The 20665-nt window shown below is 46.3% G+C and carries 20 protein-coding genes and 1 pseudogene; 15 read left to right on the top strand and 6 right to left on the bottom strand.

The annotated features are described in order from the left end of the window. From BZG72_RS16365 to BZG72_RS15205, 8 genes and pseudogenes are all read left to right on the top strand, one after another. Positions 1 to 318: pseudogene (locus tag BZG72_RS16365) on the top strand (hypothetical protein); the annotation flags it as partial. Beyond that, the gene (locus BZG72_RS15235; RefSeq protein WP_077667199.1) at positions 305 to 1225 is read left to right on the top strand and encodes a beta-1,6-N-acetylglucosaminyltransferase; all 921 of its coding nucleotides are present in this window, start codon (positions 305 to 307) and stop codon (positions 1223 to 1225) included. The pseudogene BZG72_RS16365 and the gene BZG72_RS15235, both read left to right, overlap by 14 nt. After that, positions 1222 to 2367 (top strand): glycosyltransferase, encoded by a 1146-nt coding sequence (locus tag BZG72_RS15230; protein WP_077667198.1) that lies wholly within the window; start codon positions 1222 to 1224, stop codon positions 2365 to 2367. The genes BZG72_RS15235 and BZG72_RS15230 overlap by 4 nt, the downstream gene beginning before the upstream one ends. Continuing rightward, positions 2354 to 3397 (top strand): polysaccharide biosynthesis protein, encoded by a 1044-nt coding sequence (locus tag BZG72_RS15225; RefSeq protein WP_077667197.1) that lies wholly within the window; start codon positions 2354 to 2356, stop codon positions 3395 to 3397. Before BZG72_RS15230 ends, BZG72_RS15225 begins: the two co-directional genes overlap by 14 nt. Beyond that, positions 3398 to 4504 (top strand): UDP-2-acetamido-2,6-beta-L-arabino-hexul-4-ose reductase, encoded by a 1107-nt coding sequence (wbjC, locus tag BZG72_RS15220; protein ID WP_077667196.1) that lies wholly within the window; start codon positions 3398 to 3400, stop codon positions 4502 to 4504. Positions 4505 to 4519: 15 nt separating this feature from the next. Continuing rightward, positions 4520 to 5650, top strand: coding sequence for a non-hydrolyzing UDP-N-acetylglucosamine 2-epimerase (wecB, locus tag BZG72_RS15215; protein WP_077667195.1), 1131 nt, complete (start codon positions 4520 to 4522; stop codon positions 5648 to 5650). After that, on the top strand, positions 5635 to 6867 hold the full coding sequence (locus tag BZG72_RS15210; RefSeq protein WP_241832563.1) for a glycosyltransferase family 4 protein: 1233 nt from the start codon (positions 5635 to 5637) through the stop codon (positions 6865 to 6867). The genes wecB and BZG72_RS15210 overlap by 16 nt, the downstream gene beginning before the upstream one ends. Continuing rightward, positions 6851 to 7267 (top strand): WbuC family cupin fold metalloprotein, encoded by a 417-nt coding sequence (locus BZG72_RS15205; protein ID WP_077667193.1) that lies wholly within the window; start codon positions 6851 to 6853, stop codon positions 7265 to 7267. Before BZG72_RS15210 ends, BZG72_RS15205 begins: the two co-directional genes overlap by 17 nt. A gap of 180 nt (positions 7268 to 7447) precedes the next feature. Here the strand turns inward: BZG72_RS15205 and wecA are convergent, their stop codons facing one another. From wecA to BZG72_RS15180, 5 genes are all read right to left on the bottom strand, one after another. Then, a complete protein-coding gene (wecA, locus tag BZG72_RS15200) occupies positions 7448 to 8512 on the bottom strand; it encodes a UDP-N-acetylglucosamine--undecaprenyl-phosphate N-acetylglucosaminephosphotransferase (protein WP_077667192.1) in 1065 nt (354 codons plus the stop codon). 111 nt (positions 8513 to 8623) lie between these two features. Beyond that, a complete protein-coding gene (gene galE / locus BZG72_RS15195; RefSeq protein ID WP_077667191.1) occupies positions 8624 to 9634 on the bottom strand; it encodes a UDP-glucose 4-epimerase GalE in 1011 nt (336 codons plus the stop codon). Between the two features lie 379 nt (positions 9635 to 10013). Further along, positions 10014 to 11270 carry a PTS ascorbate transporter subunit IIC gene (locus tag BZG72_RS15190; RefSeq protein WP_077458580.1) on the bottom strand — a complete coding sequence of 419 codons (1257 nt, stop codon included), beginning with the start codon at positions 11268 to 11270 and terminating at the stop codon, positions 10014 to 10016. 11 nt (positions 11271 to 11281) lie between these two features. After that, complete coding sequence (locus BZG72_RS15185) at positions 11282 to 11569, bottom strand: PTS sugar transporter subunit IIB (protein WP_046075409.1); 288 nt, start codon at positions 11567 to 11569, stop codon at positions 11282 to 11284. A gap of 117 nt (positions 11570 to 11686) precedes the next feature. Next, positions 11687 to 12130, bottom strand: coding sequence for a PTS sugar transporter subunit IIA (locus BZG72_RS15180; RefSeq protein ID WP_077667202.1), 444 nt, complete (start codon positions 12128 to 12130; stop codon positions 11687 to 11689). A 258-nt stretch (positions 12131 to 12388) separates the two neighbouring features. Here BZG72_RS15180 and BZG72_RS15175 point away from each other — a divergent pair, with 258 nt between their 5' ends. After that, positions 12389 to 13420, top strand: coding sequence for a LacI family DNA-binding transcriptional regulator (locus BZG72_RS15175; protein ID WP_077667190.1), 1032 nt, complete (start codon positions 12389 to 12391; stop codon positions 13418 to 13420). 184 nt (positions 13421 to 13604) lie between these two features. On the opposite strand, the gene BZG72_RS15170 is transcribed toward BZG72_RS15175, so the two are convergent. After that, positions 13605 to 14825, bottom strand: a complete 1221-nt coding sequence (locus BZG72_RS15170; RefSeq protein WP_077667189.1) for an aldose 1-epimerase family protein — start codon at positions 14823 to 14825, stop codon at positions 13605 to 13607. Positions 14826 to 15105: 280 nt separating this feature from the next. Between BZG72_RS15170 and BZG72_RS15165 the strand changes: the two genes are divergently transcribed. The 6 genes from BZG72_RS15165 (at position 15106) to rbsK (ending at position 20650) form a co-directional block, all read left to right on the top strand. Continuing rightward, entirely contained in the window at positions 15106 to 15312 is a 207-nt protein-coding gene (locus BZG72_RS15165; RefSeq protein WP_077667188.1) for a hypothetical protein, read from the top strand. A 355-nt stretch (positions 15313 to 15667) separates the two neighbouring features. After that, positions 15668 to 16087: a D-ribose pyranase gene (gene rbsD / locus BZG72_RS15160; RefSeq protein WP_046075413.1), complete on the top strand. Its 420-nt coding sequence runs from the start codon at positions 15668 to 15670 to the stop codon at positions 16085 to 16087. 23 nt (positions 16088 to 16110) lie between these two features. Next, the gene (gene rbsA, locus BZG72_RS15155) at positions 16111 to 17616 is read left to right on the top strand and encodes a ribose ABC transporter ATP-binding protein RbsA (RefSeq protein ID WP_077667187.1); all 1506 of its coding nucleotides are present in this window, start codon (positions 16111 to 16113) and stop codon (positions 17614 to 17616) included. Then, a complete protein-coding gene (rbsC, locus tag BZG72_RS15150) occupies positions 17613 to 18602 on the top strand; it encodes a ribose ABC transporter permease (protein ID WP_077458573.1) in 990 nt (329 codons plus the stop codon). The genes rbsA and rbsC overlap by 4 nt, the downstream gene beginning before the upstream one ends. Before the next feature lie 142 nt (positions 18603 to 18744). Continuing rightward, on the top strand, positions 18745 to 19638 hold the full coding sequence (gene rbsB, locus BZG72_RS15145; protein WP_077458572.1) for a ribose ABC transporter substrate-binding protein RbsB: 894 nt from the start codon (positions 18745 to 18747) through the stop codon (positions 19636 to 19638). Positions 19639 to 19720: 82 nt separating this feature from the next. Then, positions 19721 to 20650 carry a ribokinase gene (gene rbsK / locus BZG72_RS15140; RefSeq protein ID WP_077667186.1) on the top strand — a complete coding sequence of 310 codons (930 nt, stop codon included), beginning with the start codon at positions 19721 to 19723 and terminating at the stop codon, positions 20648 to 20650. Positions 20651 to 20665: the final 15 nt, after the last annotated feature.

The raw sequence follows: 20665 nt of genomic DNA, 5'->3' as shown, positions 1-20665 counted from the left end.
CCTTACTTGTGGCTTATGGCTCTTTCTGGTCTTTTATCGGTTTTAGGCGTTATAAATAGCCGGTTTATAGGTAATTATCCTGGGGGGAGCAAATATCTATTTATAAAAATTATATTTTGTTCTGCTTTCTCAGTTCCAATTTCGTATTTTTTTATTTCTACTCACGGCGCGGTTGGTGCATTTTATTCTATATTTGTTGTTGAGCTAATAAGTTTGACAGTTTCCAATTATTTCTTTAGGAGTGGGATGCTTCTAAAGATACATGCTGCTATTCCTTTCCTTAAACCAAGAGAGGTGATTGGTTATGCCACGAAATAGTGTGAGGCATGCTATATTGATTATGTGTCATAGGGTTACTAATGCGTTTCTTTTTTCTTTAAAGCAGATATCGGAAAGTAACGATACTATCGGTTTTGTCCACGTGGACGCAAAAAAAGATTTAGCAGAGTTTTTAGAATTAGAACGGTACAACAATGTCTTTTTTCTTCGAGATAGAATCCCAATTTTTTGGGGGGGGGTTAGTCAAATAACTGCCACTCTCAACTCAATGAAGTACATATGTGCCAATTATAACTTTGAATATATATCTTTGATTTCTGGTGATGATTTCTTGTATAAGGGGTTGCAACCTTTTAATCAGTATCTGGGAGAGAGTAAAAAAACAGAGTTTATTGGTGTATGCTCCCTAAGTGGAGTTAATGACAGAGAGGGGGCCAGATTTTTATACCGTTATAATGATGTTTTTTTTGACCGTTCGAACTCAATCAAGAATAAATTTACTCGTGTTCTTTTAAGGACGGCTTTTTCATTCGGGTTGATGGAAAATAAAATGTCAAAACCTTTTGAGGTAATGTATAAAGGAAGTAATTGGTTCACTATTACTAGGGAATGTGTTTTTTATATATTAAACTATGTTCATTTGAACTCAAGCTATCTAGACTATTTTAAGTTTAGCTACTGTTGTGATGAGGTATTTTTTCAATCTATAGTATATAACTCGAAATTTAAGTTTTTTACCAAGTCATATATAGAATCGAATGAAGATGATAACCTTTGCTCACTAAGAAAGATTGACTGGTTCTCCGGCCCAGAGTACCCAAAGGTTTTCACCTACACAGATGTATTAAATTTGTCAGATGACGAAACATTCGTTCTTAGAAAGGTGAGTGAATCAGTAAGCCCCGATACACTGGAGCAACTATCCAGTGCAGTGGTGAAACAATGAGAGTTATTTTAGATGCCAGTAATATAAAAGCGGGCGGTGGGTTGCAGGTGGCGTTGTCATTTATATATCACATAAATGACTTGCATATGGATATGACGGATTTTTACTATATGCTATCGCCTCAAGTGATGAAACAGTTGCCAGTTGAAGTAGATAATAGCAAGATCGTTGTTGTACAGACTGATATTAAAACGGCTATCCCTTTTTCATCCTCAAGCCGAGTGATTAGAAAGTTTATTCGTCACGTTGGCCCGGATGTGGTTTTTACATTATTTGGCCCCTCCTTTTGGACTTGTAATGGGCGCCACTCTCACGTTATGGGCTTTGCTAACGCCTGGGTTGTGACTCCTGATACGATTGCTTACAAAAAGCTTCCGTATTTAAATAGACTGGCTACGAGATTGAAGAATTTTATTTTAAGAAAATTTTTGTATGAAAAGAGTAGATTCTATATAACAGAGACTAGAGACATAAAGGAAAAAATGTTGTCTTTGATGAATATCAATGAAAGTAAGGTGAGTGTTGTTCCCAATGCTTTGCCCTATATGTACGATGATAAGTTTTATTCCCATGATGAGTCTCTTTTAGGCGAGTATAGGCTAAGCAGTGACCGCTTCAATATTGTGACTATCGCTTCAAACTACCCTCACAAAAACCTTACTATTATTGCGGATGTTGCTGAGATATTATTTGATTATGGGTACAAAGTAAACTTTTACGTTACTATGCCTGAGACTGAGTATGATAAATGCTCAGAAAGGTTTAAAAGTTTTACTATCAACTTAGGTGTCGTTCCTGTAGAAGCATGTAAGCAAATTTATAAAAGTGCTGATTTGATGTTTTTGCCTACTTTGTTAGAATGTTTTTCAGTGAGTTACTTAGAATCTATGAAATGCTTAACGCCTATATGTACAACAGACTTCTTATTTGCTCGGGAGGTATGTCATAATGCTGCTGTTTATTATGAGCCTTCAAGTGCAATTGATGCTGCATTAAAAATAAGAACTCTGTTGGATGATGTAGAGGAGTATTATATTTTGAAATCCCGTTGTTCAGAAGTTATAGAGCAACATATCACGAATGAAGAAAGGTCTAAATTGTATTTAAAGGAATTATTAAAGGTGCAGCGTGATTGTTTTTAAAGAAAGGACTTTGCTCATTACAGGCGGTACTGGTTCCTTTGGTAGCGCAGTGCTTGACCGTTTCCTAAACACAGATATTAAAGAAATACGCATTTTTTCTCGTGATGAGAAAAAGCAAGATGACATGCGGAAAAAATATAATAGTTCAAAGTTGAAGTTCTATATTGGGGACGTGCGTGATCCTCAGAGTATATTGAATGCTACACGTGGTGTTGACTACATTTATCATGCGGCGGCGCTTAAGCAAGTGCCATCGTGTGAATTCCATCCTATGGAAGCAGTCAAGACCAATGTTTTGGGCACGGAAAATGTACTTGAAGCGGCGATTCAAAACGAAGTGAAGCGCGTGGTCTGTTTGAGCACCGATAAAGCCGTTTATCCCATCAATGCAATGGGGATTTCTAAAGCAATGATGGAAAAAGTGATTGTCGCTAAGTCTCGCAATGTGAACCCAGCGAAAACCATGATATCTGCCACACGTTACGGTAATGTAATGGCGTCGCGAGGCTCCGTGATCCCCCTATTTTTACGGCAAATGTTAAATGACCAGCCGTTGACGGTAACAGATCCTAATATGACGCGCTTCATGATGACACTAGACGATGCGGTCGATCTTGTTTTACACGCCTTTGAACACGGGACTAACGGTGATATTTTCGTCCAAAAAGCGCCAGCAGCGACAATTGAAACGTTAGTAGAAGCATTGAAGCGGATAACACACAAACCAGAGCATATCGTTAACGTGATTGGTACACGGCATGGCGAGAAGCTCTACGAAGCATTATGCAGTCGCGAAGAGATGTTCGTAGCAGAAGATCAAGGTGGCTACTATAGAATCCCTTCGGATAACCGAGACTTAAACTACGCTAAGTATCATGATGAAGGCGAACGAGATTTGTCTATCATTGAAGATTACAACTCGCATAATACCGAACGCCTAGATGTGGATGGTATGATTGCTCTGCTAAGAAAACTTGACTTCATAGGAGACATTGAAGCAGGTAGCTTAGTGGTACCTGAGGGGGTTTAAATGAAGATTGTTGTTACGGGCGCCACAGGTTTTATTGGTAAAAATCTGTGTGTGATGCTTCGCGAGCATGGTTATCATGACATTGTTGAAGTTGACCGTGAAACACCGGAAACCGTTTTATCTAAGTCACTTAGCGCTGCAGATTTCGTGTATCATTTAGCAGGTGTTAACCGGCCTGACGATGAGGCTGAGTTTCAGTACGGGAACACAGACTTTACCCAGTATATTGTCGATGAACTTAGTCGCAGTAACAAGCACGCACCGATAGTGTTGAGCTCTTCTATACAAGCGGAACGAGATAACGCATACGGGATAAGTAAAAGACTAGCCGAGCAGTTAGTTGAGCAATATGGTCAGCACACAAACTCTTCCTATTTTATCTATCGCTTCCCTAATGTGTTTGGAAAATGGTGCCGCCCAAACTACAATTCGTTCGTGGCCACATTTTGTCACAACATTCTAAATGGGTTAGATATCACGATTAACGACTCGGAAGCAGCTGTTACCTTAGTTTATATCGATGACGTTTGTGCCCGCCTAATTGGATTGTTGGACGGTGACTCGGAAAGCGGTTACAAACGGGTCACGCCAGAGTATCCGACGACGGTAGGTGAAGTAGCGACTCTACTACGCAGTTTCAAAGAGAGCAGAGATAGTTTGGTTACAGAAGATGTTGGCACTGGCTTAACGCGTGCGCTCTATTCTACATACCTTAGCTATATGGCACCAGAGCACTTTAGTTATTCGATCCCTAGCTATGGTGATGAGCGCGGTGTTTTTAGCGAGATGCTTAAAACCAAGCAAGCAGGTCAGTTCTCGTTCTTTACCGCTCACCCAGGTATCACGCGTGGTGGTCATTATCACCACAGTAAAAATGAAAAATTTTTAGTCCTCAAAGGTAAAGCTCTATTCAAATTTGAACATATTGTAACGGGCGAGCGTCACGAGCTCTATACAGATGGTGGCTTACCTCAAATTGTTGAAACAGTGCCAGGTTGGTCGCACGACATCACCAATATAGGTGATGATGAAATGATCGTGATGCTTTGGGCTAACGAAATTTTTGACCGTGAGGCCCCCGATACAGTTGCTTATCCGTTATCTTAATTCGAGAGTAGTGAAGTGAAAAAACTCAAAGTAATGTCCGTTGTGGGAACTCGTCCTGAAATTATACGGTTATCCCGCGTTCTTGCGAAGTTAGACGAGCACTGTGAACATACGTTAGTCCATACGGGGCAAAACTATGACTTTGAGCTTAATGAAGTATTCTTTAATGATCTTGGTGTGCGCAAGCCGGATTACTTTCTCAATGCTGCCGGTAAGAGTGCGGCAGAAACTATTGGTCAAGTCATTATTAAAGTGGACCAAGTGCTTGAAGAGGTTGACCCAGAGGCGATGTTAGTGTTGGGCGATACGAACTCGTGTATCTCAGCTATCCCCGCCAAACGACGTAAAGTGCCGATTTTTCATATGGAAGCAGGTAATCGTTGCTTTGATCAGCGTGTCCCTGAGGAAACGAACCGCCGAATCGTCGACCATACTTCAGATATTAATCTAACTTATAGCACGATAGCGCGTGACTATTTGCTCGCTGAAGGCTTACCTGCTGATCGCGTGATCAAAACAGGTAGTCCAATGTTTGAAGTGTTAAATTACTATATGCCAAGGATTGATGCGTCTGACGTGCTGTCACGCTTACGATTATCGAAACGACAGTTTTTTGTTGTTAGTATTCATCGTGAGGAAAATGTGGATGCACCCAACCAGCTGGAAAAGTTAGCAGAAACACTTAATACCCTAGCAACTCACTACGACTTACCAGTGATTGTCTCTACACATCCTCGAACTCGCAATCGTATTGAAGCGCGTGGGTTGGAATTCCATTCAAACATCCAGTTACTTAAACCATTAGGATTTCATGACTATAACCATCTACAAAAGAACGCTAAAGCCGTTCTTTCTGATAGTGGAACGATTAACGAAGAATCATCAATTATGAACTTTCCTGCCCTAAACATGCGAGAAGCGCACGAGCGGCCAGAAGGGATGGAAGAAGCGTCGGTGATGATGGTTGGTTTAGGTGCCGAAAGGGTAATGCAAGCACTACAAGTTCTAGAGTCACAACCTTCGGGTGAAGAGCGATTATTGCGCCAAGTTTATGATTATTCGATGCCAAATGTCTCAGAAAAAGTGGTACGCATTATCCATTCGTATACTGATTACGTTAAACGTGTTGTTTGGAAAAAGTACTAATGCGCTTAGCATTAATTATTGATGACTACTTGCCCCATAGCACTCGCGTTGGGGCAAAAATGTTTCATGAGCTCGCTTGTTATTATGTAAGATTGGGTCACCAAGTAACGGTGATCACACCCTCTGAGGGACAGAAAAAAAGGCTAGTAAAAACGCAGTTAAGTGGTGTGAATATTTGGTCTTTTTCCAGTGGTACGATAAAAGACACGACAAAGATTAAGCGGGCCATAAATGAAACCGTGCTTTCTTTCCGAGCTTGGCGAGCCATCTCTAGCGAGATAAAGCCTGAAACCTTTGATGGTATTATTTACTATTCTCCCTCTATATTTTGGGGTAAGCTCGTTGATAAAATAAAGTCGCGTTGTCAATGTAAAGCTTATTTAGTTCTACGTGACTTATTTCCTCAGTGGGCTGTTGATGCAGGCATCATTAGACAGGGCTCTTTGATTGAAAAGTATTTTCGGTTTTTTGAAAAGCAGTCCTATCGCCAAGCAGATAAAATTGGATTGATGTCAGAGAAAAACCGACAGATTTTCAATGCCGCCACCAGTGATCAATATCAGACTGAAGTTCTCAGGAACTGGGCTGAACTAAAACCTCATACATTGATAAACCCAGACGATAGCGTCCGTAAAAAACTTAACTTGGAAGATAAAGTTATTTACTTCTATGGGGGGAATATTGGACACGCGCAGGATATGGGGAATTTGATGCGTCTTGTCCGTTCAATGTCGGCTTATGAAAAAGCTCATTTTCTTTTTGTTGGGCAAGGAGATGAAGTTAATCTCGTTAACCACTTAGCTGAAAAATGGTCACTTAGTAATTTTACTTATCTTCCATCGGTTAATCAGCAAGAATTTAAGAACCTGCTGTGCGATATTGATGTTGGGCTTTTCTCTCTCTCAGCAAAGCATACTGCTCACAACTTTCCAGGTAAGCTTTTAGGTTATATGGTTCAATCTAAACCTATTTTGGGGAGCGTAAACCAAGGTAATGATCTGCTAGAAACCATCAATGATAACCAAGCTGGCTACTTATCGATTAATGGTGAAGATAAGGAGTTATATCAAAACGCGTTGTCACTTTACCATAATGAATTATTGAGAAAAGATGTAGGTAAAAGGGCTTACAGATTACTTGAAGATGCGTTTTCCGTACAAGCAGCTGCGGGAGTAATTATCGATAATTTGAAACGAAAAGATGAAAGAATACAGTGATGAAAGCTTTTCGGCGTTGTTTGATGATGCTGAGAAGTCAGAAAGAAAACGCGCTCACCTTAATTTGCATGCAAACTATGATGAGAAGGTGCAACGACTATTTATCGCTCTAGTAAAAGGGAGTTACGTTGCGCCGCACTACCATGAACTAGATCATCAATGGGAAATGTTCGTGGTAATTCATGGTATAGTTGAAGTGACGCTTTACGACGGTGATGGAAAAGTAAAGCAGAAGCTAGCCGCTGGTGATGGACAATCGGGAAAAGTAATTGAAATAGACCCAAGAGATATTCATAGCGTGGAATGTATTTCCGAGAAAGCATTGCTTTTAGAGGTAAAGGAAGGGCCATTTGACCCTGAGAAAGCAAAGGTAATGTTTAGTCCAACTGAACCTTCATAGTTATGTTAGTTCAACTTACCTTGTAGTTAAAAGCCATGCACTCTTCTTCTTCAACAGGTAATAAGTTGATTAACAAATATTACCGCTTTTAGTTGTACATTGAGTTCAAGCTTATGTGCCCAATAAGCGGTAGAGCCGATTATTGGGCCGCAATGCCAAAATGAGATTTGTTTCAACCCATCACACACGACGTGAAAAAAGTTTTTTCACAAACGACGTCACCCGCCAAATATGCGTTACAAGTAGGAAGTAAAGCCCAAAGCAGGTTAAGAATGCAATCAACATGATGTATTCTGGGACTCGAGCGATATCACTGTATATACCAATGCCTGCATACAAAGCTGAGATGCTACAAATAGCGAGCAGTGTTTGTTTCGAGGTAAGTCCGACCCGTTGGAAAATATGATGGAGGTGGTCACGGTCTGGTTTAAACGGTGACTCGCCTCTGCGAATGCGTCGGATCATTATCGCGACCATGTCCATCAATGGAACAGCGATAAGCCATAATGCGGTGACGGGACGTAACGGCGGCGCCTTTCCATTCTGGCTGGAAAAAAGCAGTACCCAAACAACGGTAAAGCCAATTAGCATGCTACCAGCGTCACCCATAAACACCTTTCTCTGGCGGCCTAGCAATCCCATATTGAGAACGACATACGGCACAAGGATGGCAACCATGGCAAAACAAAAGTAAGCCATATGAGCTTGTCCATCATGGAGCAAAAGCAGCGCTAATCCGCCGAATGTGACGATAGATAGCCCTCCTAATAGACCATCAATACCGTCCACCATATTAAAGGCATTGATAGCGGCAATCACGGCCAGTACAGTCACCGCGTACCCAGCAGGCCCCAGGTTTATTTGGCCTGTTCCCAGTAAGTTGCCCAAATTTGTTAGCTCAAGGTTGCCGAACCACATCATGGCAATAGACAAAAGTGCTTGTACGAATAAACGAATTCTGTAGCTAATATCGAACTTGTCATCCAGCGCCCCGACAATAACGAGCACGATCACACATGACGCATAGAGAGTTGGTGACTGCAGGACGGAGGGATTATTAAACACAAAGTACAACAACGTTATACTGGTCGCGATGCCGCCCGCTAGGGGAACATTATCGATGTGTTGCTTGCGTCCGGAGGGAATGTCGACCAAACCCACAGCCTTGGCCATCTTTCGAATCACAAAGAGAGAACAAAAGGCAAAAAAGCACAGAAAGGCCAGTTCAATAAATGGTATGAGCACGTGGTATCCCTCAACGTCAATCAGGCGCCAGTTTAATGATTTTTAGGGCAGGTAGGAAGTCAGCGAGCCCATATCACATCAGTTTGGTTGTTTTGTGCTCTCAAAGTGGCTTCATTGGTACCCATTTGGATTTTTAGACTGCCAGCGCCAAGTATCTTCTACCATCGTTTGTAAATCGCGTTTCGCCTTCCAGCCCAAGTGGGTTTCTGCATAAGCCGGGTCAGCGTAGCATTCGGCGATATCGCCGGCTCGACGGGGTTTGATTTCGTAAGGGATTGGACGTTTTGCTGCGGCTTCAAACGCATGCACCATTTCTAGCACACTGTTGCCTTGGCCGGTACCGAGGTTAAAAATATGAGTGCCAGGTTGATGGGTTTTTTTATCCAACGCAGCCAAATGGCCCTCGGCCAGGTCGACGACATGAATATAATCTCGCACACCGGTGCCATCGGGCGTATCATAATCGTTACCAAATATGCCTAGCTTTTCGCGTCGACCCACTGCTACTTGTGCCACAAAAGGCAGTAAGTTATTGGGTGTGCCTTGTGGATCTTCGCCGAGCAGGCCAGATTCATGCGCGCCGACGGGGTTAAAGTAACGCAGCAAAGTGATACTCCAGTCGGGATTGGCTTGGTAAAAGTCTCGTAGGCACTCTTCCACCATTAATTTGCTGCGTCCATAGGGGTTGGTCGCCGAGGTGGGAAAATCTTCTTTAATCGGTACCGATGCTGGATCACCGTAAACGGTCGCTGATGAGCTGAATATCAGAGATTTCACTCCAGCTTTATTCATTTCACTCACGAGAGTGAGAGTGCCGGAGACATTGTTGTCGTAGTATTTCAGTGGTTTTTCAACCGACTCACCCACAGCTTTTAATCCGGCAAAGTGGATGACGCTGTCAATACTGTGTTCAGAAAATACGCGCTTTAAGAAAGCACTGTCACGGATATCGCCTTGCATAAAAGTCGGTCGTACGCCAGTGACTTGCTCAATACGCTCGAGCACCATTTCTTTGCTATTGCATAGATTGTCGATAACAACAGGCGTGTGGCCTTGTTCAATCAGTTGAATGCAAGTGTGGCTGCCAATATATCCCGTGCCACCGGTGACAAGTACCTTCATGATTTATCTGCCTAGTTTAATACCAAGTTCTGTCAATATGGGCTACAGAATACGGACTTTAGTGGAAGATGGGAAGGACTAAAAAGGGCCTAGGGTCCTAGATCCTAAGCCCTAGCACGGTGTTTGATGGATGCACATTGCTAACGGGCGCCTGTCACGATCAGTGCCCGATTTGACCTCAACGTCGGAGGCGCGCGGCTACATCGAGGAACGAGGCCCACTTTCCAAATTTGATGCTAAATATAAGTAGTGTTCATACAGCTATGTGAAAGTAAGTTATTGAATTGTTTCTGTCCTTACCTTTAGCAGCTGAGGGGGCGTCAATTTTTAATAAAGGATGAACAAGCCTATCGGCCTGTTCATCCTTTTTTCTTTGTGGTTATCGCACAATCAGGCCGAGTAGGATGCCGACCACACCAAAGTCTGCATCGCTAAAGGTGGTGTTGGCAAAGCCCAGATCGCCGAGCACTGGGAGCAAGAACACGGGCAGGAAGGTGATCAGTAGGCCTTGCGCAAAGGCGCCTAAAATTGCGCCGCGTCGTCCGCCGGTGGCATTACCGAATACCCCTGCCGCTGCGCCGACGAAAAAGTGGGGCACCACGCCTGGGATAATCACCGTAAGCCCCAATATATAGAGCAGGAACATACCGACAAGCCCAGCAACAAAGCTCGATAAAAAGCCTACTAACACCGCATTGGGTGCGTAGGGGAAAACCACGGGACAGTCGAGTGCTGGCTTGGCATTGGGCACCAGTTTGTCGGAAATCCCTTTAAACGCTGGCACAATCTCGGCAATCACCATTCTTACCCCTTGCAAGATCACATACACCCCGCCTGCAAAGGTGATGGATTGCATTAATGCAAACATAAACCAGTGTTTTCCGTCACTCACCTCGCGCACAAAGTCTCCGCCGGCAAACAGACACGTCACCATAAAAATGATCCCCATGGTGAACGAGATAGCGACTGGCGTATCACGCAAGAACAAGAGGCTTTTGGGCACGTCCATGTCTTCGGTGGAGTGGGCTTTGTTACCAAACTTGCTGCCAATAAACCCGGCTAACACGTAAGAGAGGGTTGAAAAGTGGCCAATGGCGACTTCATCTGAGCCGGTGACTTGTTGCATGTAGCGATGGGCGATGGCAGGGAAAAACACCATCACCGAGCCGACAACCACAGAGCCTAATGCGACCAATGGGATCCCTTCCATTCCGCTGGTGGAAAGAATCGCGGCGACCATCATCGACATAAACAAGGTGTGATGGCCGGTTAAAAAGATGAATTTCCACGGGGTTAAGCGTGCGATAAGAATGTTAACCAGCATGCCGAAGAACATGATCATTGCCATTTCCTTACCAAAGGCTTCTTGCGCAATGGAGACAATGGCTTCGTTGTTGGGCACCACGCCACTGATACCAAACGCATGCTGGAAAATGGTGGCAAAATCCCCGAGTGAGCTGACTACCAATGAGGCACCGGCTCCTAGGATCACAAAGCCTAGAATGGTTTTGATGGTGCCTTTGATGCATTCAGTCGCGGGCTTTTTCTGGGCGATTAAACCAATCAGTGCAATCAAACCCACTAATACCGCGGGCTCAGAGAGCACGTCTTTCATCAGGAAGTTAAAAAAGGGCATAACGTCACTCCTTATAGGGCACCGAGTGCTTGTAGGGCCTCAGACAAGCGGGTTTTCATTGCCTCTTTGTCCACCATGTTGTCGAGTGCGACAATGCGCGGCGACACATTCATCGCTTGTAACTGTTGGGCGATATCATTGGTGGCGACGAATATATCGGCCTCTGTCCCAGAGACTGAGCCCAGATCGATATGGTCGACACTGGCGTCGACGCCAAGATCGTTGATGATTTTTTTGATACTCATTTCCATCATTAGGCTGGTGCCAAGACCATGGCCGCATACGACTGTGATTTTCATAATTCAGACCTTCTATTTGGGTTAACAGGTGCATTTTCAGCATGTTCGTTGTTTTAAAGCCGATAGCTAAGGGCGAGCCCTTTGTGTTTTTGCGTGTTGTTGCTACCGATGTAAGGGTTAGTAGTTGGCGATAATGGCTAATACCTCTTCCACGTTGGTGGCGCGGCTGATCTGCGCGATGTGTGTGTCATTCATAAAAAGGTTCGCCAATTGGGAGATAGCCTCGACATGGCTATTACTGTCGGTGGCCGCGAGGGTGACTAGCACCTTAACCGGATCGTTTTCGGCGCTGTCAAAATTGACGCCGTTTTTGATCACTGTGATAGCCAGGGCGAGGCGGTTAACGCCATCCTCAGGGCGTGCGTGGGGCATCGCGATACCCGGGCCCACCACATAGTAGGGACCGATTTCTTGGTGTGAGCGATAAATCGCGTCGACATAGCTTGGCGCAATGGCACCGTTATCCAAAAGTGCTGCGCAGGCTTTGTTTATGGCATCTTGCCAATCGTTGGCATCCCGGTGAATGCGGATAACGTCGGCGGTAATCAGATCTCGTAACATGGCTCTATCCGTTTTAAAGGTTTTATTAGGTTGTTGGAGAATTGTTGATAACTCTATCGCTGAAAACTGAGCAATAAATGGACAATGATCACAAATGGTAGCGCTATCTGATAGCGCTACCATAAGATGTGATAGCGCTATCATTTTTTCTGTCTACCAATGCGTCATGCTACAAAGAGGCCATGCGGGGCAGGGATTAATCGCTGATGGCTGTGATAGGATACGGTGTCATAAAATGATGAGTAATCAATAGATACGATGAGTGAACCAAGAAAACGACGCAATACCGGTAACGTTACGCTTGCGGATGTTGCCAAACAGGCTGGGGTAGGCACCATGACGGTTTCCAGGGTGTTGCGTACCCCGGATGCTGTCTCTGACAAATTGCGCGATAAGGTTCAACGCGCCGTCGAGCAACTGGGTTATATTCCTAATAAAGCTGCGGGTGCCTTGGCATCAGCGCAAAGCTATGCCATTGCGTTGATCATTCCTTCTCTATTGGAAAAGGCGTGCGCCTTGTTTTTGCCTCGTTTTCAACAGCGGCTGAATAAAGCGGGCTATCAATTGTTGCTGGGTTATAGTGATTATTCGGTCCAGCAGGAAGAGGATTTATTGGCCGGTTTTTTAGAAAGTCGGCCAGCGGCAGTGGTGCTATTTGGCAATGAGCATACTCAGCGTACCCATCAATTGCTTGAGATGGCCAATGCGCCTGTCCTCGAAATTGCTGAGTCGCCTTCCATGAATAGCTATGCCAGCATGGGCAGCGACCCCCACGACATCGGCAAGCGCTGTACATCCCACCTTGTTAGTCAGGGCTTTCATCATATTGGTTTTATTGGTGCGCGGGGCAACCATGCCACCTTGCAGCGCAAGCTACAGGGCTGGCAGGGCGCGATGATTGAGCACTATTTAACCCCTGACCATTTTCTGACAACGCATGAGGCACCATCGGCGCAATTGGGGGCCGAAGGGTTGGCGAAACTGTTGCTTCGCGATGCCACGTTGGACGCACTGGTATGTAGCCATGAAGAGATAGCTATCGGCGCGTTGTTTGAGTGTCACCGACGGGTGTTAAAAGTGCCGACCGATATCGCGCTTATCAGCCTGGAGGGCTCTTCCATGAGTGAGCATGCCTTTCCGAGCTTAACGAGCGCTGAAATTGACTATCAATCCCTCGGCGTACAGGCCGCGTCGGCCATTTTACAAGCCATTGAAGGGCAACCGCTTACAGGCGCTCAAACTATCCCATTTAAACTCGCACATCGCGCCAGTACTGCGAGAAAAAATTAGTTTTGGGCCGTTTTAGAGGCACCGTTTTAGAGGGACAGGCACTTTAGTGCAAAGAGTACAGTATGCTTTTGACAGGACAGGCGCGAACGCGTTGTGAGGAGTATTGAGTGGAAAGTGTTCGGCTAAGCGTGAGCAACGCCGAACACGTTTGATAACGAAAAGCTATGTCTAGCCGTTATGTGCTTTAGTGACTAAGATCGACTAAAGGCTCTGACTTCAGTTGGACTTTTTGTTTTTTCATGATTTTGGCTACATTGTCGACGGCTTGACTGACGTCTTCCGCACTCGTTAACACGGTGTACTCAAGATCGAAATGTTTTTGTTCGCCAGCTTTTATGGTCGGCACTAGGCCTAACGGTCGTTGATATTTTGTATTATACGCATAGCTTGTACCAGGCTCGATTCCCGTTACATAGCCCTGTTTTAATGTGTCAGTATTTTTCCAAATGGTTAGCACTGGGAGCTGATCGGTTTTAAATCGCATCGACACACCAGAGTTGGCATCTTTATTGTGTAAAACAGCAAGAGAGTTGCCTTCTGGGTCACTAATGGGTTTTAAGTTAAATACCATTTCATCAAAATCTTTTGTTGGCCCTAAATAGGTTTGCCAGCTTTTAAGTCCCCCTTTTGCATAGTCATTAAATGGAGATATTTCACTTGCTGCTGAATGGACTTTGGCGCCTTTTTCTAGGATGGGTTTACCAAAGTTTGAGTGGTAGATGATTTGATATTCATCGTCGTAATCAGCTTTGTTGGTGAGCGTATCGTTTATTGAGAAGGAATTTTCGCCAGGAATGATATTCAAACGCGTTTCTGTCGAAAGGTTTGATTTTTTAAAGGTACTCTCTGCAACAACCCCAGTGACAGTAATTGTATGTGGGGCTTCATCGTCTATTTCTACTTTCACCAGTGAGGCGGGAGTGTTTTGAACCCGCCCATGAAGGCTGAGCAATTGCCCATTGTCATCAACACCAGGGTGGCCTGTCCATTCGTATCCACAGCGAACTAGCATTTCATTGAAGCCATCTAGCCAGCCAAGGCCGTTTCTGCTTTCAAGATCAATAAAAGCTGGATTGACTATCTCTTTGACGGGTGAATCCCATCCAAGAATCCGCTTGCCCTCCTTGCGCACCTGGTAGATACCCATACCTCGAGTTGGTACCAGTGTCAGTTCTAATTCACCGTTATCGATGGTGATAATGTCCACGCCACTTTGTTTACCTGTATTGAGTCGCTTTTTTTCAATTGAAAAGGGGGTTGTAGTGTTAATTCCAAGTTCTTGCGCCGATGTTTTCCAATGATCCACGTAGGTGTTAGTTGCGCTATCGGTGAGTACAAATTCTGCTGAAAGGGCGTAGACAGGTGTGAGTAGGGCAACAGTTGCCAGGACGTTTTTGATTATCATCTTAGTCTTCCTCATTTGTTGTGTTTAGCTGAATCGTTTCAGCTTAAATACTACGCTCATTATTTGAACAGACAAATTGCTGAAAGTGACCTTGTGATTCAGCTCTTTAATTTCTATTAACTGATTTTGAATCATGAGTGCTGACTCACGTTCAGCATGACACAGTTAGCGGGAGTAATTGGGCGGAGTTATCGGGGACAGGCACTTTTGGTTAGGCGACTTAGGGGTGGTAAAGTTAACATACAGTAGAGTGGTTCTCGGTATTTGAAGGAGACAACCTATGGCTGAGCATGACACAGAAAAGACCATTCCCGAGCGTGACCAGCGGCGGTTTGCGGTGTCGGCTAACCGGAGCAAGGGTAGCCACCGGATTCGTTATGTGGAGGCGGGCGGTGCCTCGGTGGATAATGAAGAATGCACGTTTTGCCAAGCGGTGCCGGGTTTGACTGACCGGGAAGCAGACAAAGAAGCAGAGGGCGATAGTTAACTAAATTGACCGGACAGGCACTTTTTCTGCTTTTCATTACCTCTCGTCAATCGTTTATCGGGCGCAAGATATTCTCGGGACAGTCACCTCACTTTCTTCCTGCAGCACGCAATACTGTACTACCAATATAGGCTGTGTGATTTATCTCCCCCTTTTCTAATGATTCCAATATCAATAGTCGATCCCCCTCACATCTGTGATGTTTACAGATGGTGAAATTTTTCTTTCATCTGCATTATTTGCCTATATCGAAACGTTTCGATGGCGTTTTCCTGAGAGAAAACATTGATCACAAGAAAACGTGCCAGCGCATAGTGAGCGCTGACTGATCCTATCGTGAGTGAGAAGGTGATGAATGAATAAACATGGTTTGCTCCATCCTGAACTTGCACAGTTAGTCACCCAAATCGGGCATACCGATGAATTGACGGTGTGTGATGCGGGGCTGCCGATCCCCAACTCGGTGTCGCGTATTGATTTAGCGCTAATCCAAGGCGTGCCGAGCTTTATGCAAACGGTCGAGGCGGTGTTAGCTCACACCTGCATTGAATCTGTGGTGATTGCAGAAGAGCTTGCAGAGGTCAGCCCCGCGCTACATCAAACTTTGCTTGCGCGATTAGAGCAAGAGAGTGCTGCGCGTCAGCAGCCGATCACTGTGACCACGATCAGCCACGAGGCGTTTAAAGCACGCACGGTGCAGAGCAAAGCGGTGGTGCGCACCGGAGAGTGCACGCCTTATGCCAATGTGATTTTTCAAGCCGGTGTCACCTTTTAGGTCGGCCTAAGCGAGTAACCACAATGACGCAACCTATCTTACAACTCAGTCAAGTCGTAAAAACCTTTCCCGGGGTGCGCGCCCTCGACGAGGCGAGCTTAAATGTCTATCCCGGTGAGGTAATGGCACTACTCGGTGAAAATGGCGCGGGCAAGTCCACTTTGATGAAGGTACTCACCGGGATTTATCACGCCGACAGTGGCGACGTTAACTATCAAGGTGAGCCGGTTTCGTTTAAAGGCCCACGTGATTCGCAGCAAGCGGGGATCAGTATTATTCACCAAGAGCTCAATTTGATCCCAGAGCTGACCATTGCAGAGAACATCTTCTTAGGCCGCGAGTTTACTAACCGGTTTGGCAAGATTGATTGGGCCAAGATGGCTGAAGAAGCCGATAAGCTGCTGGCGCGTTTAAATGTGAAAGCACGTGGCACTACGCCACTTGGCAGCTTGAGTTTAGGTGAGCAGCAGATGGTGGAAATAGCCAAAGCGCTATCGTTTGAGTCGCAGGTGATCATTATGGATGAGCCGACCGATGCTTTGACCGACACCGAAACCGCTTCGCTGTTTGCGGTGATCAACGAGCTGCGAGCGCAAGGCTGCGGCATTGTTTATATCTCTCACCGACTCAAMGAAATTTTTGAGATTTGCGATCGGATCACCGTGTTACGTGACGGCAAGTTTATTGGTGAGTGTCCCGTGAGTGATACCGATGAAGACGGCCTGATTGAAATGATGGTGGGCCGCAAACTCGCCGAACAATATCCACGAAGTGACGTCAATCCTGATGGGATAAGCCTTGAGGTGGAAAATGTCAGCGGCCACGGGGTGGAGGAGGTGAGTTTTCAGCTACACCGTAGTGAAATTCTGGGTGTATCGGGCCTGATGGGCGCCGGGCGCACGGAGTTAATGAAAATTATCTATGGCGCCATGCCGCGTGAAGCTGGCGTGATTCGGCTTGATGGCAAGGTGATTAACCCAGTAAGTCCGCAAGATGCGCTGGCCAACGGCATTGCTTACATCTCTGAAGACCGCAAAGGCGAGGGCTTGGTGCTGGGTTTATCGGTGAAAGACAACATGTCGCTCAGTGCACTCGATAAGCTCACCCATTGGGGAAAAATACAGCCGCGTGATGAAGTGATGGCGGTGGATGATTTTATTCGCCTTTTTAATATCAAAACCCCCACCCGCGAGCAAATCATTGGCAACTTATCGGGCGGGAATCAGCAGAAAGTGGCGATCGCCAAAGGGCTGATGACCAAACCGAAAGTGCTGATCTTGGATGAGCCGACTCGGGGGGTCGATGTCGGTGCCAAAAAAGAGATTTATCAGCTAATTAACCAATTTAAAGCCGAGGGCATGAGCATCATCTTGGTGTCATCAGAAATGCCCGAAGTGCTTGGCATGAGCGACCGCATTTTAGTGATGCACGAAGGCCGCGTATGCGGTGAGTTTGATGCCAAAGACGCCAACCAAGAAACTCTGCTTGCCTGTGCGGTAGGCAAAGATGCCAATGAGGATGCAGCATGAGTGAGAATGCAATGAATAAGTCCCAGCCGTCAGAAGATGGACGTAAACCCCTGTTCAGCAAAGCGTGGTTGATTGAGCAAAAATCACTCATTGCCCTGCTGGTGCTGATCGTGGTGATGTCATTTTTAAACAGCAACTTTTTCATGGTCGACAACCTGCTTAACATCCTGCGTCAAACCTCGGTAAACGCCATTATTGCCGTGGGGATGACATTGGTGATTTTAACCGCGGGTATCGACTTGAGTGTTGGCTCGGTGTTGGCGCTGTGCGGCGCGTTTGCCGCCAGCTTGATTGCGGTCGAAGTGCCTGTGTTAGTCGCGGTGCCCACCGCTTTGTTTGCAGGTGCGGCGATTGGTGCCATGACAGGCGTCGTGGTGGCCAAAGGCAAGGTACAGGCGTTTATTGCCACCTTGGTAGCGATGACCCTCTATCGCGGTGTCACCATGGTGTATACCGATGGTCGCCCCATCTCAACGGGCTTTACTGATACCGCCGATGCGTTCGCTTGGTTTGGTACCGGCTACCTATTGGGCATTCCCGTCCCCGTGTGGCTGATGGCAATCGTGTTTATCGGCGCTTGGTATCTGCTCAATCATACCCGTTTTGGCCGTTATATTTACGCACTTGGTGGTAATGAATCGGCGGCGCGGTTATCGGGCATTAATGTCGATCGAATCAAGGTGGGCGTGTATAGCCTGTGTGGCATGCTCGCGGCGCTGGCAGGGATCATCGTCACCTCGCGCCTGTCCTCTGGACAACCGACTGCCGGTACTGGCTATGAACTTGATGCGATTGCCGCGGTGGTGCTGGGCGGCACCAGCTTGATGGGCGGTAAAGGCAAGATCATGGGCACATTGATTGGTGCGCTGATCATCGGCTTTTTGAATAACGCTCTTAACCTGCTGGACGTGTCGTCTTACTACCAAATGATTGCCAAAGCGGTGGTGATTTTGCTCGCCGTGCTGGTGGATAACAAAAACAAATAGCTGCTTTAGACAAAGCTTTTCGAAATAGAGCTTATTGGGAGCTTATTGGGACAGGCACTTTAAGTTAGCGGGACAGACACTTTTATTTCTGTTTTATTAGCAAGTAAAAACAATACCCTACAAACACAAAAGGACTGAACGCATGAAAAAACTGACTACCTTGATTACCACTGCACTATTGTCGTCAACGCTGAGCATCAGTGCGCAAGCGGAAGATAGAATGGCAATCGTGGTCTCAACCTTAAACAATCCATTTTTTGTCACCATGAAAGAGGGCGCAGAGCAGAAAGCACAAGATCTTGGTTATGAGCTCTTGGTGCTTGATTCGCAAAACGACGCCAGTAAAGAGCTATCGAATGTGGAGGATTTAACCATCCGTGGCGTTAAAGCCATTTTGATTAATCCGACTGACTCAGATGCGGTCTCAAACGCCATTCGTATTGCGAATCGCGCGGAGATCCCGGTGATCACCCTAGACCGTGGCGCGAGCCGTGGGGAAGTGGTGAGTCATATTGCTTCTGATAACGCTCAAGGCAGTAAAATGGCGGCGGAATACATCATCGGTAAAGTCGGTGAGCGAGCCAAAGTGATCCAACTTGAGGGTATTGCCGGTACTTCGGCAGCACGCGAGCGTGGTGAAGGCTTTATGGATGCCATTGAAGGTACCGACGTTGAACTACTCGCCAGTCAGCCAGCGGATTTTGACCGTACCAAAGGTCTGAACGTGATGGAAAACCTGCTTGCCGCACATCCAGATGTTGAAGCGGTATTCGCCCAGAACGATGAAATGGCATTTGGCGCGTTGCGCGCGGTGCAGGCATCAGGCAAAGATGTCACCATTGTTGGTTTTGATGGCACCAAAGATGGCATTGCAGCCGTCGAGCGTGGTCATCTGGCAGCGACCATCGCTCAGCAACCGGGTATGATTGGTGAGCTGGGTGTCGAAACCGCGGATAAAGTGCTGAAAGGCGAGTCGGTAGACAGCTACATCCCTGTACCGCTTAAGGTGATCAGCCAAGAAACGATCGCTGAATAAGCCGTCAGGGAAACGTATATTGAGCACCATCGGGTTCGCACTGGGTGGTGCTTTTTTTATTTAAAAACGGTAAGGAATAGTAATGAGCCGATTGGTTATTCTTGGCAGCGTCAATGCTGATCATGTTTTACGTGTCCCTCACTTTCCGCGTCCGGGCGAGACATTACACGGTCGAGACTATGCGGTGATAGCTGGCGGCAAAGGGGCGAATCAAGCGGTGGCAGCGGTGCGTTGCGGTGCTGATGTTGCCTTTATTGCCAGTGTGGGTGACGACGCCTTTGGTCAGCAGATTCGTCAGTCTTATGCGCAAGAGGGGATGGATGTCAGTGCGATAAAGGTACAGCCTGATACGCCGACCGGGATTGCGATGATCCAAGTGACTGATCAGGGCGAAAACAGTATTGCGCTCTCCGCAGAAGCCAATGCGACTCTGACAGCGGATACCATCAGCGATGATCTCACAAAAATCGCCGACGCTGACTATTTACTGATGCAGTTAGAAACACCGATGTGCGGCATTGAAAAGGCGGCGTTTCATGCCAGAGCGGCAAAGACACAGGTGGTGCTTAATCCCGCCCCTGCGGCACCGCTGAGCGACGCTCTTCTTGCCGCGGTCGATATTATCACCCCGAATGAAACGGAAGCCCAAAGCCTGACGGGTATCGCGGTAACAGACACCGCCAGTGCCCAAGCGGCCTCGGACGTGCTTCATGAAAAAGGGGTAGGGACTGTACTGATCACCCTCGGCAAACAAGGCGTGTGGCTGAGTGAAAAGGACGAACAAGCGGGTCAGCTCATTCCTGGGTTCCGTGTCGATGCCGTCGATACCACTGCTGCGGGGGATACCTTTAATGGGGCATTGGTGACAGGACTGATAGAGGGACAGACACTTTATCAGGCAATTCGCTTTGCGCATGCCGCGGCGGCATTATCCGTGACAAAGCGTGGCGCACAAACCTCGATTCCTTCTCGTTCAGAGGTTGAGGCGTTTTTGGCCCATCAAGATGCTTAGTCGTTATTTCACCTT

The sequence above is a fragment of the Salinivibrio sp. PR6 genome (assembly GCF_001995955.1).
GTDB classification, from domain to species: Bacteria; Pseudomonadota; Gammaproteobacteria; order Enterobacterales; family Vibrionaceae; genus Salinivibrio; species Salinivibrio siamensis.
The sequence above is the reverse complement of the archived record's forward strand: the minus strand, read 5'-3'. Positions and strand labels throughout refer to the sequence as shown.

Excerpts from the sequence above, each read along its gene's own strand:
- BZG72_RS15235 (WP_077667199.1), top strand. The coding sequence starts at position 305 with ATGCCACGAAATAGTGTGAGGCATGCTATATTGATTATGTGTCATAGG.
- BZG72_RS15230 (WP_077667198.1), top strand. The coding sequence starts at position 1,222 with ATGAGAGTTATTTTAGATGCCAGTAATATAAAAGCGGGCGGTGGGTTG.
- wbjC (WP_077667196.1), top strand. The coding sequence starts at position 3,398 with ATGAAGATTGTTGTTACGGGCGCCACAGGTTTTATTGGTAAAAATCTG.
- BZG72_RS15205 (WP_077667193.1), top strand. The coding sequence starts at position 6,851 with ATGAAAGAATACAGTGATGAAAGCTTTTCGGCGTTGTTTGATGATGCT.
- galE (WP_077667191.1), bottom strand. The coding sequence starts at position 9,634 with ATGAAGGTACTTGTCACCGGTGGCACGGGATATATTGGCAGCCACACT.
- BZG72_RS15190 (WP_077458580.1), bottom strand. The coding sequence starts at position 11,270 with ATGCCCTTTTTTAACTTCCTGATGAAAGACGTGCTCTCTGAGCCCGCG.
- BZG72_RS15185 (WP_046075409.1), bottom strand. The coding sequence starts at position 11,569 with ATGAAAATCACAGTCGTATGCGGCCATGGTCTTGGCACCAGCCTAATG.
- BZG72_RS15180 (WP_077667202.1), bottom strand. The coding sequence starts at position 12,130 with ATGTTACGAGATCTGATTACCGCCGACGTTATCCGCATTCACCGGGAT.
- BZG72_RS15175 (WP_077667190.1), top strand. The coding sequence starts at position 12,389 with ATGAGTGAACCAAGAAAACGACGCAATACCGGTAACGTTACGCTTGCG.
- BZG72_RS15170 (WP_077667189.1), bottom strand. The coding sequence starts at position 14,825 with ATGATAATCAAAAACGTCCTGGCAACTGTTGCCCTACTCACACCTGTC.
- BZG72_RS15165 (WP_077667188.1), top strand. The coding sequence starts at position 15,106 with ATGGCTGAGCATGACACAGAAAAGACCATTCCCGAGCGTGACCAGCGG.
- rbsD (WP_046075413.1), top strand. The coding sequence starts at position 15,668 with ATGAATAAACATGGTTTGCTCCATCCTGAACTTGCACAGTTAGTCACC.
- rbsC (WP_077458573.1), top strand. The coding sequence starts at position 17,613 with ATGAGTGAGAATGCAATGAATAAGTCCCAGCCGTCAGAAGATGGACGT.
- rbsB (WP_077458572.1), top strand. The coding sequence starts at position 18,745 with ATGAAAAAACTGACTACCTTGATTACCACTGCACTATTGTCGTCAACG.
- rbsK (WP_077667186.1), top strand. The coding sequence starts at position 19,721 with ATGAGCCGATTGGTTATTCTTGGCAGCGTCAATGCTGATCATGTTTTA.